The sequence below is a fragment of the Streptomyces sp. NPDC086023 genome (assembly GCF_044540325.1).
In the GTDB taxonomy this organism is placed as follows: Bacteria; Actinomycetota; Actinomycetes; order Streptomycetales; family Streptomycetaceae; genus Streptomyces.
This window is the reverse complement of sequence record NZ_JBITRX010000011.1, coordinates 179278-194165: the sequence shown is the minus strand read 5'-3', so window position 1 is coordinate 194165 and position 14888 is coordinate 179278. Positions and strand designations below refer to the sequence as shown.

Below are 14888 nucleotides of genomic sequence, written 5' to 3'. Positions count from 1 at the left end.
CGTGGAGAGCGTGGAACGCCGCCTGGTCACCGTCCGCGGCGTGGTCCAGGGCGTCGGCTTCCGCCCGTACGTGTACACCCGGGCCACCGCCCTGGGGCTGACCGGGCACGTCACCAACACCCCCGAGGGCGTCGTGGCCGAGGTGGAGGGCCCGGCCGCGGCCGTACGGGAGTTCTGCGAGCGCCTCGCCGCGGACGCGCCCCCGCTCGCGGTCGTCGACGCCGTCCGGCACCGCCCGCTGCCCGCCGCCGGCACCACCGGGTTCACCATCGTCGCGTCCCGCACCGAAGGCGCCGCCCGCACCCTGGTCTCGCCGGACACCGCCACGTGCGCGGACTGCCTCGCCGAACTCGCCGACCCCGCCGACCGCCGCCACCGGCACCCCTTCATCACCTGCACCCACTGCGGGCCCCGGTTCACCATCGTCACCGCCCTGCCCTACGACCGGGCGCACACCACGATGGCCCGCTTCCCGATGTGCCCCGACTGCGCCCGGGAGTACGCAGACCCCGCCGACCGGCGCTTCCACGCCCAGCCCGTCGCCTGCCCGGCCTGCGGCCCCCGGCTGCGGCTGCTGGCCGGCCGGCCCCCGCGCGAGACGGACGACGCCGACCCGGTGGCCGGGGCCCGGGGGCTGCTCGCCGAGGGCGCCGTCGTCGCCGTCAAGGGCCTCGGCGGCTACCACCTCGCCTGCGACGCCACCCAGAGCGCCGCCGTGGCGGCCCTGCGCCGCCGCAAGGGCCGCGGGGACAAGCCGTTCGCCCTGATGGTCCCCGACCTGGCGGCCGTCGAACGCCTCGCGTTCACCGGTCCCGAGGAACGCGCCCTGCTCACCGGCGCCGCCCGCCCGGTGGTCCTGCTCAGACGCCGCCCCGGCGCCCCGGACGGGCCGGTGCCCGCCGACGAGGTGGCCCCGCGCTGCCCGGACCTCGGCTTCGTGCTCCCGTACACGCCCGTCCACCACCTGCTGCTCGGGCTGCCCGGCGACCCGCCGGGACCCCGGCTGCTCGTGATGACCAGCGCCAACCTCGCGGGCGAGCCCATCGTCACCGACGACGCCGAGGCCCTGGAACGCCTCGCCGGCATCGCCGACGCCTGGCTCACCCACGACCGGCCCATCCACGTGCCGTGCGACGACTCGGTGGTGCGCGTCTGCGACGGCGAGCCGCTGGTCGTACGCCGCTCCCGCGGCCACGCGCCGCTGCCGCTGACCCTCCCGCTGCCCGTCCCCGAGACGCTGGCCGCCGGCGGGGACCTGAAGAACGTCTTCTGCCTCGGCCGGGACCGGCAGGCCTGGCTGTCCGCACACATCGGCGACATGGACTCCCTCGCCACGCAGGCCGCCTTCGAGCGTGCCGAGCGGCAGCTGGAGTCCATCACCGGCGTCACGCCCCGACTCCTCGCAGCCGACCTGCACCCCGGCTACCGCTCCACCCGGTGGGCCCGACGCCACGCCGGCGAACGGCCGTTGGTGCCGGTCCAGCACCACCACGCCCACATCGCCTCCGTCCTCGCCGAGCACGGTCACGACGGCACCCGCCCAGTGATCGGCATCGCCTTCGACGGCACCGGCTACGGGGACGACGGGACCGTCTGGGGCGGCGAGGTGCTGCTCGCCGACTACGGCGGGTACGAACGTTTCGCGCACCTGGCCCCCGTGCCGCTGCCCGGCGGCGACGCGGCCGTCCGCCGCCCGTACCGGATGGCGCTCGCCCACCTGTGGGCCGCCGGCCTGGACTGGGCGCCCGACCTGCCCTGCACCGCCGCCTGCCCGCCCACCGAACTCGGTGTCCTGCGGCGGCAGCTGGAGCGCGGGCTGAACTGCGCGCCCACCTCCGGCATGGGCCGGCTGTTCGACGCCGTCTCCTCCCTGGCCGGCGTCTGCCACCAGTCCGGATACGAGGCCCAGGCCGCCGTCGAACTGGAGGCGGCGGCCCTCACCGCCGGGGACACGGCAGCCCCGGCGGAGGGGTACCGCTTCGCCCTCGGCCCGGGCACGCCGATCACGGCGGACCCGGCGCCCCTGCTGGCCGCGGCCGTCGCCGACCTGCGCGCCGGCACCGCCCCCGGCGTGATCGCCGCCCGTTTCCACCGCGCGGTCGCCGGACTGGTCCTGGAGCTGAGCACCGCCGCCCGGGCGACACACGACACCGGCACCGTGGCCCTCACCGGCGGGGTCTTCGCCAACACCCTGCTGTCCACGGCCTGCGCCCGGCTGCTGCGCCGGGCCGGCTTCACCGTGCTGCGCCACCGGCAGGTCCCGCCGAACGACGGTGGCCTGGCCCTCGGCCAGCTGATGGTCGCGGCCGCCCGGCGGCGCCCGGAACACCCAGAGCGAGGAGGAGCCCATGTGCCTGGCGGTACCCGGCAGGGTGATTGACATCGGCGAACGGGACGGCACCCGGATGGCCACCGTCGACTTCGGCGGAGTGGTCAAGGAGGTGTGCCTGGAGTACCTGCCGGACCTGCGGGTGGGGGAGTACGCCATCGTGCACGTCGGCTTCGCCCTCCAGCGCCTGGACGAGGAGTCCGCCCGGCAGACCCTGGAGCTCTTCTCCGAACTGGGCCTGCTCCAGGAGGAGTTCGGCGACCCGTGGGAGCAGGCCGCCGCGGAGGCCGGCGGATGGCCGTTCGGCGACGACAGCGCGACACAGGAGGCGGCGCGGCAGTGAGGTACATCGACGAATTCCAGGACCCGGACCTCGCCCGCCGGCTGCTGGACGACATCCGGGCCACCGTCACCCGCCCCTGGGCGCTGATGGAGGTCTGCGGCGGGCAGACGCACACGATCATCCGGCACGGCATCGACCAGCTCCTCCCCGAAGAGGTCGAGTTGATCCACGGACCCGGCTGTCCGGTCTGCGTCACCCCCCTGGAGGTCATCGACAAGGCGCTGGAGATCGCCTCCCGCCCCGACGTGATCTTCTGCTCCTTCGGCGACATGCTCCGCGTCCCCGGCAGCGGCCGGGACCTGTTCCGGGTCCGCGGCGAGGGCGGCGACGTCCGGGTCGTGTACTCGCCGCTCGACGCGCTCCAGATCGCCCGGCAGAACCCCGACAGGCAGGTGGTGTTCTTCGGCATCGGCTTCGAGACCACCGCCCCGCCCAACGCCATGACGGTGTACCAGGCCGAGCGGCTGGGCATCCGCAACTTCAGCCTGCTCGTCTCGCACGTCCGGGTGCCTCCCGCCATCGAGGCGATCATGGGCTCGCCCAGCTGCCGGGTCCAGGGCTTCCTGGCCGCCGGCCACGTGTGCAGCGTGATGGGCACGGCCGAGTACCCCGTACTGGCCGACCGCCACCGGGTGCCCATCGTGGTCACGGGCTTCGAACCGCTGGACATCCTGGAGGGCGTACGCCGGGCCGTACACCAGCTGGAACGCGGCGAACACCGGGTCGAGAACGCCTACGCCCGCGCCGTGCGCCCCGAGGGCAACCCGGCCGCGCTCGCCATGCTCGCGGACGTCTTCGAGGTCACCGACCGGGCCTGGCGCGGCATCGGCGTCATCCCGGACAGCGGCTGGCGGCTCTCGCCGAAGTACCGGGGGTACGACGCGGAGCACCGCTTCGCCGTGACCGGCATCACCACCCGCGAACCCGAGAAGTGCCGCAGCGGCGAGGTGCTCCAGGGCCTCCTCAAGCCGCACGAGTGCGAGGCCTTCGGCACCCTGTGCACCCCGCGCAACCCCCTCGGCGCCACCATGGTGTCGAGCGAGGGCGCCTGCGCCGCGTACTACCTCTACCGGCGCCTCGACCTCGCCCCGCCGCGTGCCGCCGACGCGGCGGCCGCGGGCGGCGGCACGGGACGCACGGAGACGACCGCACCCCTGGAGGCGAACCCCGTTGTCTGAGACCGCACCGCTCGACGTCACCGGGTGGACCTGCCCGGCCCCGCTGCGCGACCACCCCCGTGTGGTCATGGGCCACGGCGGGGGAGGGGCCCTGTCCGCCGAACTCGTCCGGCACGTCTTCGCACCGGCCTACGGCGGGCCCGCACTCGCCGGCCTCGGGGACAGCGCGCAGCTCACCCTGGGCGGCGCCCGGCTGGCCTTCTCCACCGACTCCTACGTGGTGCGGCCGCTGTTCTTCCCCGGCGGCAGCATCGGCGACCTCGCCGTCAACGGCACCGTCAACGACCTGGCGATGAGCGGGGCCGTCCCCGCCTACCTGTCCTGCGGGTTCATCCTGGAGGAAGGCGTCGAGGTCGCCACGGTCGCCCGGGTCGCCGAGGCGATCGGCACCGCGGCCCGGGCCGCGGGCGTCGAGATCGCCACCGGCGACACCAAGGTCGTCGAGGCGGGCCACGGCGACGGCGTGTACGTCAACACGGCCGGCATCGGGCTGATCCCGGCCGGCGTCGACCTCCGCCCCCAGCGCGTGGTCCCCGGCGACGTGGTCATCGTCAGCGGCGAGATCGGCCTGCACGGCGTGGCGATCATGAGCGTCCGCGAGGGCCTGGAGTTCGGCGTGGACGTCGCCAGCGACTGCGCCGCGCTCGGCGGCCTGGTCCAGGCGATGCTGGCGGTCACGCCCGATCTGCACGTCCTGCGCGACCCCACCAGGGGCGGCCTGGCCGCCGCCCTCAACGAGATCGCAGCCGCCTCCGGCACCGGAGTCGTCCTCCGCGAGCGCGCCGTCCCCGTGCCGCCCGCGGTCGCCAACGCCTGCGCCGTCCTCGGCCTCGACCCCTTCTACGTCGCCAACGAGGGCAAGCTCGTGGCCTTCGTACCGCGCGAACACGCCGACGCCGTCCTCGACGCGATGCGCGCCCACCCCCTGGGCCGGCGGGCGGCCGTCGTCGGAGAGGCGGTCGCCGACCACCCGGGGATGGTGGTGGCCCGCACCGCCCTCGGCGGCACCCGGGTCGTCGACCTCCCCGTCGGCGAACAGCTGCCCCGCATCTGCTGACGGCCCCGCCAGGCGGGCGCGGCCGTCCGCCGCGCCCGCCGGGCGGACCACGGCCGCCGCGGTGTGGACGCCCCGGCCCCGGGTAGGCGCAGGCGGGTACGCAAGCCCCGGGGCCGCGCCGCACGGCGCGGCCGGAAGGAGAGGCGGGCCATGACCGAGAACGACGCGCGCGCCGACGACGTGTACCAGCCGCAGGACGCCGACCAGCCCGGAGAGCTCCAGCCGGACCTGGAGAACACCCTGGACGAGCCCGGCCTCGACGACCGGCTCGACACCGCCGACTCGCCCCCCGAGCGCCCGTACGCCGTCGCGGGCCCCGCGACCACGGGCCGCGAGCTGCGGGACGGCACGACCCTGGACCAGCGCCTGGCCACCGAGGTCCCCGAACCCGACCCCCGCGGCGCACCCGACGGCAACGGGATCGGCGACCTGCCCGACGGTGAGGGCGAACCCGTGGACGACCAGGCGGGCACCCGCCGGGCCGGCCGCCTCGCGCCGGCCGACGATCCGGGCCCCGGCCCGCACCCCCACCTGTCCGTCCGGGCCCACGACGTGGGCATCGACGGCGGCGCGGCCTCCGCCGAGGAAGCCGCCGTCCACGTCATCGAGGAGGACCACGAGGACGACGAGGGCACCGGCTGAAGCGGTCGCGGGTTTGGGCTGCGGCCGTGCGGCCATGAGCGGCAAGGGCCGCACCCACCCACCGCCCGCAGCCCCGTACGCCGTCACGCGGAGGGACCGGTCATGGATCAATCACGGGCACCCGTACTGGAAGCCCTGCAGGAGTTCCGCAGCAGGGGCGACGTGGTCTACGGACCACCCGGCCACAAACAGGGCCGCGGCGTGGACCCGCGCGTGCTGGAGGTCGTCGGGGCGGACGTGTTCCGCGCGGACGTCCTGCTGCTCAACGGACTCGACGACCGCCGCGAGTCCCAGGGCGTGCTGGACCGGGCCCAGGAGCTGATGGCCGACGCGGTCGGCGCGGAGCAGGCCTTCTTCTCCACCTGCGGCAGCTCGCTCTCGGTGAAGACCGCCATGCTGGCCGTGGCCGGACCCGGCGAGAAGATGCTGGTCTCCCGCAACGCCCACAAGTCCGTGATCGCCGCCGTGATCGTCAACGGCGTCGAGCCGGTCTGGGTGCATCCCAAGGGCGACCCCGAGCGGCACCTCGTCCACCCGCCGGAAGCGGACGACGTACGCGCCCGGCTCCGCGAACATCCCGACGCCAAGGGGATGCTGCTGATCACCCCCACCGACTGGGGCACCTGCGCGGACATCCGCAGTGTGGCCCGGGTGTGCCACGAGCACGACGTGCCCCTGGTGGTCGACGAGGCGTGGGGCGCCCACCTCCCCTTCCACCCCGGACTGCCGCCCTGGGGCATGGACCACGAGGCCGACCTGGTGGTGACCAGCGTCCACAAGATGGGCGGCGCCATCGAGCAGAGCTCCGTCTTCCACCTCCAGTACGACCGCATCTCGCCGGAGGCCCTGAAGCAGCGCGAGGACCTGCTCGGCACGACCAGCGCCTCCACGCTCGTGTACGCCACGCTCGACGGCTGGCGCCGCCAGATGGCGGAGCACGGCCACGAACTCCTCGACGCCGCCCTGCACCGGGCCAAGCGGATCCGTGCCGCGATCGAGGCGCTCCCCGGTCTCCACCCCATGGGCGGGGAGGTCGTCGAGGAGGGGCTGGCGGCCGCCTTCGACCCCCTGAAGATCGTCGTCGACGTACGCGGGCTCGGCATCAGCGGCATGCAGGGCGCGGAGTGGCTGCGCACCCACCGCCACGTGGACGTCGGCGGGTCCGACACCTGCCGGATGAGCGTGTCCGTCACGCACGCGGACGACGACGCCACCGAGGAGAAGCTGCTGGACGCGCTCGGCGCGCTGGTGGAGGGGGCCGAGGCGATCGGCCGCCGGCCCCCGGTCCGGCTGCCGGACCCGCCGGCCCTGGAACTCGAACAGGCCGTCCTGCCCCGGGAGGCGTTCTTCGCCCCCGCCGAACACGTGCCGGCCGACCGCGCCGTCGGGCGCGTCGCCGCGGAGACCATCAGCCCCTATCCGCCGGGCGTTCCCGCCGTGGCGCCCGGCGAGGTCATCACCCGGGAGATCGTCGACTACCTGCGCAGCGGCGCGGACCACGGCGTCCTGCTGCCCGACGCGGCAGACCCCACGGCCCGCACCCTGCGCGTGATGGCCCGGCGGAACGGGCGCTGACGGACCCCGGAGAGCGGAGCGGGCCGGCCGGTGGTCCGGCCGGCCCGCGTCCCCGGCCTCAGCGGAGGTCGAACCGGTCCAGGTTCATCACCTTGTCCCAGGCGGCCACGAAGTCGTGCACGAACTTCTCGCCGGCGTCGGCGCTCGCGTACACCTCGGAGAGCGCCCGGAGCTGGGAGTGGGAGCCGAAGACCAGGTCGACCGCCGTGGCGGTCCACTTCACCTTGCCGGTCGCGCGGTCCCGGCCCTCGTACTCGTTCTCCGTCGTGTCGGACGCGCGCCACTCCGTGGCCATGTCGAGCAGGTTGACGAAGAAGTCGTTCGACAGCGTTCCGGGACGGTCGGTGAAGACGCCGTGTGCCGACCCGCCGGCGTTGGCGTCCAGCGCCCGCATGCCGCCGATCAGCACGGTCAGCTCGGGGGCGGTGAGCGTCAGCAGGTTGGCCCGGTCCAGGAGGAGGGTCTCCGGCGGGAGCTTCTCACCGGACCGAAGGTAGTTGCGGAAGCCGTCCGCGGCCGGCTCCAGAACGGCGAAGGACTCGACGTCCGTCTGCTCCTGCGAGGCGTCCGTGCGCCCCGGGGCGAACGGCACCGTGACCGGGTGCCCGGCGTCCCGCGCCGCCTTCTCCACGGCCGCGCACCCGCCCAGCACGATCAGGTCGGCCAGCGAGACCTGCTTGCCGCCGGACTGCGCGGAGTTGAACTCGCTGCGGACGCCTTCGAGGGCCTCCACCACCGCGGCGACTCCGGAGGCCGTGTTGACCTCCCAGTCCTTCTGCGGGGCGAGCCGGATCCGCGCTCCGTTGGCCCCGCCGCGCATGTCGGTGCCGCGGAAGCTGGCCGCGGACGCCCAGGCCGCGGTGACCAGTTGGGAGACGGACAGCCCCGACGCGAGGACCGCCTCCTTGAGGGCGGCGACCTCGGCGTCGCCGATGAGGTCGTGGCCGGGCGCGGGGACCGGGTCCTGCCACAGCTGCGGTTCGGCCACCCAGGGACCGAGGTAGCGCGAGAGGGGGCCCATGTCGCGGTGCAGCAGCTTGTACCAGGCCCGGGCGAAGGCGTCCGCGAGCTGGTCCGGGTTCTGGTGGAAGCGCCGCGCGATGGGCTCGTACACCGGGTCCATCTTCAGCGCGAGGTCCGTCGTCAGCATCATGGGCGCGTGCCGCTTCGACGTGTCGTGGGCGTCGGGCACGGTGCCCTGGGCCGCGGGGTCCGTCGGCGTCCACTGCTTCGCGCCCGCCGGACTGGTCGTCAGCTCCCAGTCGTACCCGAAGAGGTTGTCCAGGTAGCCGTTGTCCCAGCGGACCGGGTCGGTGGTCCAGGCCCCCTCCAGCCCGCTGGTGAGCGCGTCGGCGCCCTTGCCGGTGCCGTAGGTGTTGGGCCAGCCCAGGCCCTGCGCCTCCAGCGGGCAGCCCTCCGGCTCCCGGCCGACGTACTGCGGGTCGACGGCGCCGTGGCACTTGCCGAAGGTGTGCCCGCCGATGATCAGCGCGGCCGTCTCCTCGTCGTCCATCGCCATGCGGCCGAAGGTCTCGCGGATGTCCCTGGCGGCGGCCAGCGGGTCCGGGTTCCCGTTGGGGCCTTCGGGGTTGACGTAGATGAGGCCCATCTGGACGGCGCCGAAGGGGCCGGTGAGCTCGCGGTCGCCCACGTAGCGCTCGTCGCCGAGCCAGGTGTCCTCGGGCCCCCAGAAGATCTCCTCGGGCTCCCAGATGTCCTCGCGTCCGAAGCCGAACCCGAAGGTCTTGAACCCCATGGACTCCATGGCGCAGTTCCCGGCGAAGACCAGCAGGTCGGCCCAGGAGATCTTCCGGCCGTACTTCTGCTTCACCGGCCACAGCAGCCGGCGCGCCTTGTCCAGGCTCGCGTTGTCCGGCCAGCTGTTGAGCGGGGCGAAGCGCTGGGCGCCGCTGCCGCCGCCGCCCCGCCCGTCGGCGATCCGGTACGTCCCCGCGGCATGCCAGCTCATCCGGATGAACAGCGGCCCGTAGTGGCCGTAGTCGGCGGGCCACCAGTCCTGCGACGCGGTCATCACGTCGAAGACGTCCCGCTTCAGCGCTTCGACGTCGAGGGTCGCGAACTCCGCCGCGTAGTCGAAGTCCTCGCCCATCGGGTTCGCGCGGGGGGAGTGCTGGTGCAGAACCTGGAGATCCAGCTGGTTCGGCCACCAGTCCCGGTTCGTCATCGGCCGGGTCGGCACGGGGGCCGGGGAGGGGATGACCGGGTTCTCGCTTTCGCTGCCGGACACGTGCGCCCTTCTTCCTCTTGGTCCTTCTATCGCCTGACGCGTCCGTATGCTCCCGCATCGCACACCTCAGAGCCACGAGAACACGCATGGGAACGCCGAGTCGGCGAAAGGATGGAGACGCGCGTGGGTCAGCGGGGGCCGGGACCGGCCGCGGGGGCCCCGGGGGAGATCCGGGTGAGCACCAGGAGCGCGTCGACGAGGTCCTCCGCAGGGGCGCCGGTGGCAAGGCGGCGCAGCTGCTGGCCGAAGACCAGCGCGACGGCGGCGCCGGCCAGCCGCTCGGGGTCCGGCACGCCGAGGTGCGTCAGGAGGCGGGCCGCGAGCAGGTCGTAGGCGGCGAAGCACTCGGCCGCGGCAGTGCGCAGCCGTTCGTCGCGGCCGGCCTGGACGTAGAGCTCGAAGGGGGCGATGTGCCGGCTGTCGAAGCCGTCGACGCCCGCGACCTGCGCCACCACCTCGGCGGCCTGGCGGATGTCCAGACCCTCCGAGCACTCGTCGGCGAGGGTGGTGAAGTGCCTGGTCTCCTCGGCCACGAAGTGCAGCAGGCTCTCCCGCAGCAGCTCGTGCTGGGTGGCGAAGTGGTACGTGACGGAGCCGAGTGAGACGGCGGCCTCCTTGGCGATGCGCCGGTTGGTCACGGCCGCGACCCCGTCCTGCCCGATGATCCGCAGCACGGCGTCGATGATGCGCTGGCGGGTGGCGGAGGCAGGGGACATGGCGGCATTCTGCCTCATCCTCGGGGGTTCCGGGCCCCCGGGTCTGCCGCCCGGCTCCTCTGCCGCACCTGGACAGCGGGCGGCCCCCCTCCCTACTGTTCGTTCGAACGAACAACAGGCGAGCACGGGAGTTGTCATGAACATATCTGGAGCGAACGTTCTGCTCACGGGTGCCACCGGCGGCATCGGGGCGGCCCTGGCCGCGCACCTCACCGCGGCCGGGGCCCGCCTCACGGTCACCGGGCGGCGCGAGGAGGCGCTCAAGGCCGCCGCCGACGCCCACGGCGCCCGGGGAGTCCTCGCCGACCTCGCCGTCCGGGAGGACGTCGCCCGCCTCGCCGAGGCCTGTGCCGACACCGACGTGCTGGTCGCGAACGCCGCCCTGCCCGCCAGCGGCGAACTCCTCGACTACACCGAGGAGCAGCTCGACCGCGCCCTCGACGTCAACCTGCGGGCGCCCATCGTGCTGTCCCGGCTGCTCGCCGCCCCCATGGTGGCCCGCGGCCGCGGCCACATCGTGCTCGTCGGCTCGATCTCCGGCAAGGCGGCCACCCGCTTCACCTCCCTCTACAACGCGACCAAGTTCGGGCTGCGCGGCTTCGCCCTCGCCCTGCGCCAGGACCTCGGCGGCACCGGGGTCGGGGTGTCGCTGGTCCAGCCGGGGTTCGTCCGGGACGCCGGCATGTTCGCGGCCACCGGAGCCGCCACGCCGAACGGCATCAGGACCGTCACTCCCGGCCGGGTCGCCGAGGGCGTCGTACGGGCCGTCCGCCGGGACCTGTGCGAACTGAACGTGGCCCCGCTGGAGCTGCGGCTGCTGAGCGCCGTGGCCGGCCAGTTCCCCCGGTTCGCCGAGCGGGTCCAGGCCCGCGCCGGCCTCGACGGCTCCGTACGGCAGATCGTCGCGGCCCAGCGGTCGCGCCGCTGACGGCCGGCCCGCCGCCTGAGTCGCGGGCGGGCCGCGGCGGGCCGCGGGCGGAAAACCCGTCGCGCGGCGGACGGAAAGGGCCGAGACTCGGGCCATGAGCGACATGGGGGAGTTCCGGGCGGCCGCCACCGCATGGGCGGCGGGCGGCCCGGACGGCCCCGCCCGCGAGCTGGCCGAACGGCTGCGGGTCCGCACGGTGGTGCTGCTCGAAGGGCCCAGCGACGTCGCGGCCGTCGAGGCGCTGGCCGCCCGCCGTGGCCGGGACCTGGCGGCCGAGGGCACCTGCGTCCTGTCCATGGGCGGTGCCATGAACGTCGGGCGCTTCGCCGCCCTGCTCGGCCCGTCCGGCCTCGGCCTCCGCCTCACCGGACTGTGCGACGAACGCGAACGCCCTTACTACGCCCGCGGCTTCGCCCGGGCCGGGGCCGCGGCCGACGGGTTCTTCGTCTGCGCGGCAGACCTGGAGGACGAACTCATCCGGGCCCTCGGCGTCGCGCGGGTGGCCGACCTGGTCAGGGCGGAAGGTGACGAGCGGGCCCTGGAGACCTTCCTCAACCAGCCCGCGCAGCGGGACCGCGGCGCGGAGCAGCTGATGCGGCGCTTCCTGGGCACGAAGAAGGGCCGCAAGATCCGCTACGGGCACGTCCTGGTGGAGGCCCTCGACCAGGACCGCGTCCCCGCCCCGCTGGAGAGCCTGCTGGCCGGACTCTGACCGAACCGGCCGTCCCGTCAGCGGACCTGCGGGTCCGCTGAGGTCAGCAGGTGGAGCGCCCGGTGCTCGGCGCCCGCCTGGGCGGCCCCGGCGCCGAGCAGTCCCCGGTCGGCCGCCTCCCCCAGCGCGGTGCTCAGCTCCATGCAGCGGTCACAGTCCTCGAACCAGCCCGGCACCAGGTCGAGGTGACGGTTGGCCAGGTGGCGCGCCAGCCTGGTGAGCGGGTGGGGCGCACCTTCGGGGGACAGCTGCTGCGCGCGCCGCGCCGGGTACTGCACGGTCTGGCGCAGGCGCGTGCAATCCGGACAGACCGTCAGGACGGCCGCGGGGTCGGCACTCATGCGGCCACGGTAACGCCCCGGGGCCCACGGTGCGGTCCCCGGCTCGGCGCCGTCCGCCGACCGGGTCAGCGGGACCCGGCTCGGGCGGCCCTCCGGCCCGGTGCCCGCGCCCTTGTCCTCCCACGGCGGCGACCTTACTGTTCGTTCGAACAACTCGGCTCCGGGACGGCCGCTCCGCGCGCGGGCCGGCGCGGCCGGGCGTCCCCGCACGGCCGCCGGCCCGGGCTCGTACGGCTTCCCGCGACACGGCACGACCCGCCACCGCAAAGTCCCTCCCCGCCCCGCCACGCCACGTGAACGGAGAGCCAGGCTGTGCTGAGCGACCACCCCCCGAACCACCCGTCCGAGACCCCCCGCACCCCCTGCCCCGCCCACCACACCGCCGCCCCCGGCGTCGAGCGCCGGACCCTGCTCCGGCTCGGCGGCCTGCTGGCCGTCGGCGGAGCCGCCGCACTCTTACCCGCCCCCCTCGCGAGCGCCGCGACCACCGCCGGCCAGGGCACCGACACGGTGACCACCACCTACCAGGGCCGCTCGCCCAACGGCTTCGACCAGTGGGCGTCCGTACCCTTCGACGTCCCCGCCGGCATCCAGCGCATCACGGTGTCCTCCGGCTACGACGCGGCCGCCGGCATCCTCGACACCGGCATCTTCGGCCCCTCCGGCTTCCGCGGCTGGTCGGGGAGCGCCCGCTCCGAGTTCACCCTCTCCGGCGCGGACGCCACCCCCGGGTACCTGCCCGGGCCCATCGAGCCCGGCCCCTGGTACGTCGCCCTCGGCCCCATCGTCCGAGCGGCCGGCGGCATGGCCTGGCAGGTCACCGTCACCCTCCACCACGGCGACCCGTTGCCCGGCCGGCCGTACGAGATCCTGCCGACCGCCGTGCCGGGCCGGGGCCCCGGCTGGTACCGGGGCGACCTGCATCTGCACAGCGTGCACTCCGACGGCGGGCGCACGGTGGACGAGATCGTCGAGGCCGCCCGCCGCGAGGGTCTGCACTTCCTGGCCACCTCCGACCACAACACCAGCTCCACCGGCGTGTCCTGGCGCGGCAACATCCCCACCGACCTGCTCGTCCTCAACGCCGAGGAGGTCACCACCCGGCACGGCCACTGGCTGGCCGTGGGACTGCCCCAGGGCGAGTGGGTGGACTGGCACCACGGCCCCCGCGACGGCGCCTTCGACGCCCACTCCCGGCGGGTCCACAGCCTCGGCGGCCTCACGATCGCCGCACACCCGCTCACCCCCGCCGCGGGCTCGTTCTGGGAGTTCGGCCTCGACCGCGTCGACGCGCTGGAAGTGTGGAACGGCCCCTGGACCCTGGACGACGCGGCCAACATCGCCGCCTGGCACGCCCTGCTCTGCGTCGGCAAGCGCGTCGCCGCCGTCGGCAACAGCGACGCCCACAGCCCCGCCGACGCCGTCGGCCGCCCCCACAACGTGGTGCGCGCCGCCTCGCTCTCCGCCCCCGCCGTCCTCGACGCCCTGCGCCGGGGCCGTTCGTACGCCGTCGAGTCCGCGGCCGTCACCGTGGACCTGACGGCCCGCGGCGGCGGTGCGGTGGCGGGCCCCGGCGAGGAACTGCCGCTGTCGTTCTTCGACGCCGTCGACGTCACCGTGGACGTCTCGGGCGCCCCCGACAGCATCGTCACCCTGTACACCGAGTGGGGCATCATGGCCGCCACCTGGATCGGCGCCGACGGTCGCGGGCAGCTGCGGTGGCGCGGCTGGGGCAAGGCCTCCCTGTTCGCCCGCGCGGAGGTCCGCCGGCCCAGACCCGCCTCCACCACGCTCGACCAGCTGGTCGCCGTCACCAACCCGGTCTGGTTCCACTCCGCCCAACTGCCCCCGTACGACGTGGAACGGCGCACTCTCTTCCACACCGAGCGGCGGCCCGACGGCACATGGAGCAGCATGCGGCCGCTGCCCGGGGCCGGCGGCGCGGCCTCGTTCGCGGGCCTCCAGACGGCCACGGCCGGGATGGCGGACGGGTCGGTGGTCGTTCTGGGCATCGCGCCCGACAACAGCCTGTGGCTGACCTCCGTACGGGGCTCCGCCACGCTGCTGCCCTGGCAGCGGATCACCGGCCCGGACGGCAGGGCCGACTTCACCGTCCGGGAGGCGGACCTCGCCGGGTTCCCGGACGGCACCTGCCAGATCGTGGTGACCGCCATGGACGGCACCGTCCACCACCAGCAGCGGCGCGCCGACGGCGCCCTGACCGGCTTCCGGGCCGTGCCCGGCAACGCGGGCGCGAGCCGCTGGGGCGCGACCAAGGTGTCCGTCGCCGCGATGCCCGACGGGTCCGCGCAGCTGGTCTGCTACGGCACCGACGGGGCCATGTACCACTGCGTCCGCCGGGCCGACGGCTCGTGGAGCCCGTGGGGGTGCCTGGCCGGCTACGGCGGGGCGGCCACGTTCTCCGGCCCCGCCCTGGCCGTCACCGGCATGCCCGACGGCTCGTCGCAGCTCCTGGCGATCGGCCTGGACGGCATGGTCTACCACCAGCTGCGCCGCCCGGACGGCTCCTGGACGGGCTTCCGGCCCCCGCGGGGCGTCACCACCCCCACCATGGGGGCCAGCGCCATCGGCATCGCCGGCACGCCCGACGGCGCCGCACACGTCGTGGCGGTCGGGCTCGACGGCCGGGCCTGGCACAACATCCGGCGGCCCGACGGCTCGTGGACACCGTTCGCCCGGATCCCCGGCCCGAACGGCACCGACGGCTTCCCCGCGGGCCAGGTCCGCATCACCGCCCTCCGCGACGGCACCACGCACGTGTCCGCGGTGAGCGCCGGCTAGGGGGTGTTCGCGGCCCG

General features: G+C 74.9%; 12 protein-coding genes. 9 read left to right on the top strand and 3 right to left on the bottom strand.

The window, feature by feature from the left end; genetic code table 11:
- Window position 1: 1 nt before the first annotated feature.
- The 6 genes from hypF to ACIF6F_RS22775 all read left to right on the top strand — a co-directional run bounded on the left by hypF (window position 2) and on the right by ACIF6F_RS22775 (window position 7124).
- Window positions 2-2380 (top strand): carbamoyltransferase HypF, encoded by a 2379-nt coding sequence (gene hypF, locus ACIF6F_RS22800; RefSeq protein ID WP_399949550.1) that lies wholly within the window; start codon window positions 2-4, stop codon window positions 2378-2380.
- Window positions 2349-2672, top strand: coding sequence for a HypC/HybG/HupF family hydrogenase formation chaperone (locus ACIF6F_RS22795; protein WP_399949364.1), 324 nt, complete (start codon window positions 2349-2351; stop codon window positions 2670-2672). Before hypF ends, ACIF6F_RS22795 begins: the two co-directional genes overlap by 32 nt.
- Window positions 2669-3850, top strand: a complete 1182-nt coding sequence (gene hypD, locus ACIF6F_RS22790; RefSeq protein WP_399949362.1) for a hydrogenase formation protein HypD — start codon at window positions 2669-2671, stop codon at window positions 3848-3850. The genes ACIF6F_RS22795 and hypD overlap by 4 nt, the downstream gene beginning before the upstream one ends.
- Complete coding sequence (gene hypE / locus ACIF6F_RS22785; protein ID WP_399949360.1) at window positions 3843-4907, top strand: hydrogenase expression/formation protein HypE; 1065 nt, start codon at window positions 3843-3845, stop codon at window positions 4905-4907. The genes hypD and hypE overlap by 8 nt, the downstream gene beginning before the upstream one ends.
- A gap of 150 nt (window positions 4908-5057) precedes the next feature.
- The gene (locus ACIF6F_RS22780) at window positions 5058-5549 is read left to right on the top strand and encodes a DUF5709 domain-containing protein (RefSeq protein WP_399949358.1); all 492 of its coding nucleotides are present in this window, start codon (window positions 5058-5060) and stop codon (window positions 5547-5549) included.
- A gap of 102 nt (window positions 5550-5651) precedes the next feature.
- Window positions 5652-7124, top strand: coding sequence for an aminotransferase class I/II-fold pyridoxal phosphate-dependent enzyme (locus ACIF6F_RS22775; protein WP_399949356.1), 1473 nt, complete (start codon window positions 5652-5654; stop codon window positions 7122-7124).
- 58 nt (window positions 7125-7182) lie between these two features.
- Here the strand turns inward: ACIF6F_RS22775 and katG are convergent, their stop codons facing one another.
- Entirely contained in the window at window positions 7183-9372 is a 2190-nt protein-coding gene (gene katG / locus ACIF6F_RS22770) for a catalase/peroxidase HPI (protein ID WP_399949354.1), read from the bottom strand.
- Window positions 9373-9500: 128 nt separating this feature from the next.
- On the bottom strand, window positions 9501-10088 hold the full coding sequence (locus tag ACIF6F_RS22765; RefSeq protein ID WP_399949351.1) for a TetR/AcrR family transcriptional regulator: 588 nt from the start codon (window positions 10086-10088) through the stop codon (window positions 9501-9503).
- A gap of 136 nt (window positions 10089-10224) precedes the next feature.
- On the opposite strand from ACIF6F_RS22765, the gene ACIF6F_RS22760 reads away from it, so the two are divergent.
- Both ACIF6F_RS22760 and ACIF6F_RS22755 read left to right on the top strand, forming a co-directional pair.
- A complete protein-coding gene (locus ACIF6F_RS22760; RefSeq protein ID WP_399949349.1) occupies window positions 10225-11016 on the top strand; it encodes an SDR family NAD(P)-dependent oxidoreductase in 792 nt (263 codons plus the stop codon).
- Window positions 11017-11110: 94 nt separating this feature from the next.
- Window positions 11111-11728 (top strand): TOPRIM nucleotidyl transferase/hydrolase domain-containing protein, encoded by a 618-nt coding sequence (locus ACIF6F_RS22755; RefSeq protein WP_399949347.1) that lies wholly within the window; start codon window positions 11111-11113, stop codon window positions 11726-11728.
- A gap of 17 nt (window positions 11729-11745) precedes the next feature.
- On the opposite strand, the gene ACIF6F_RS22750 is transcribed toward ACIF6F_RS22755, so the two are convergent.
- Window positions 11746-12069, bottom strand: a complete 324-nt coding sequence (locus ACIF6F_RS22750) for a hypothetical protein (protein WP_399949345.1) — start codon at window positions 12067-12069, stop codon at window positions 11746-11748.
- Between the two features lie 312 nt (window positions 12070-12381).
- Between ACIF6F_RS22750 and ACIF6F_RS22745 the strand changes: the two genes are divergently transcribed.
- Window positions 12382-14871, top strand: coding sequence for a CehA/McbA family metallohydrolase (locus tag ACIF6F_RS22745; protein ID WP_399949343.1), 2490 nt, complete (start codon window positions 12382-12384; stop codon window positions 14869-14871).
- Window positions 14872-14888: the final 17 nt, after the last annotated feature.

Coding starts and splice junctions, on each gene's coding strand:
- ACIF6F_RS22795 (WP_399949364.1), top strand. CDS start 2,349: ATGTGCCTGGCGGTACCCGGCAGGGTGATTGACATCGGCGAACGGGAC.
- ACIF6F_RS22760 (WP_399949349.1), top strand. CDS start 10,225: ATGAACATATCTGGAGCGAACGTTCTGCTCACGGGTGCCACCGGCGGC.
- ACIF6F_RS22750 (WP_399949345.1), bottom strand. CDS start 12,069: ATGAGTGCCGACCCCGCGGCCGTCCTGACGGTCTGTCCGGATTGCACG.
- ACIF6F_RS22780 (WP_399949358.1), top strand. CDS start 5,058: ATGACCGAGAACGACGCGCGCGCCGACGACGTGTACCAGCCGCAGGAC.
- ACIF6F_RS22755 (WP_399949347.1), top strand. CDS start 11,111: ATGAGCGACATGGGGGAGTTCCGGGCGGCCGCCACCGCATGGGCGGCG.
- ACIF6F_RS22775 (WP_399949356.1), top strand. CDS start 5,652: ATGGATCAATCACGGGCACCCGTACTGGAAGCCCTGCAGGAGTTCCGC.
- ACIF6F_RS22765 (WP_399949351.1), bottom strand. CDS start 10,088: ATGTCCCCTGCCTCCGCCACCCGCCAGCGCATCATCGACGCCGTGCTG.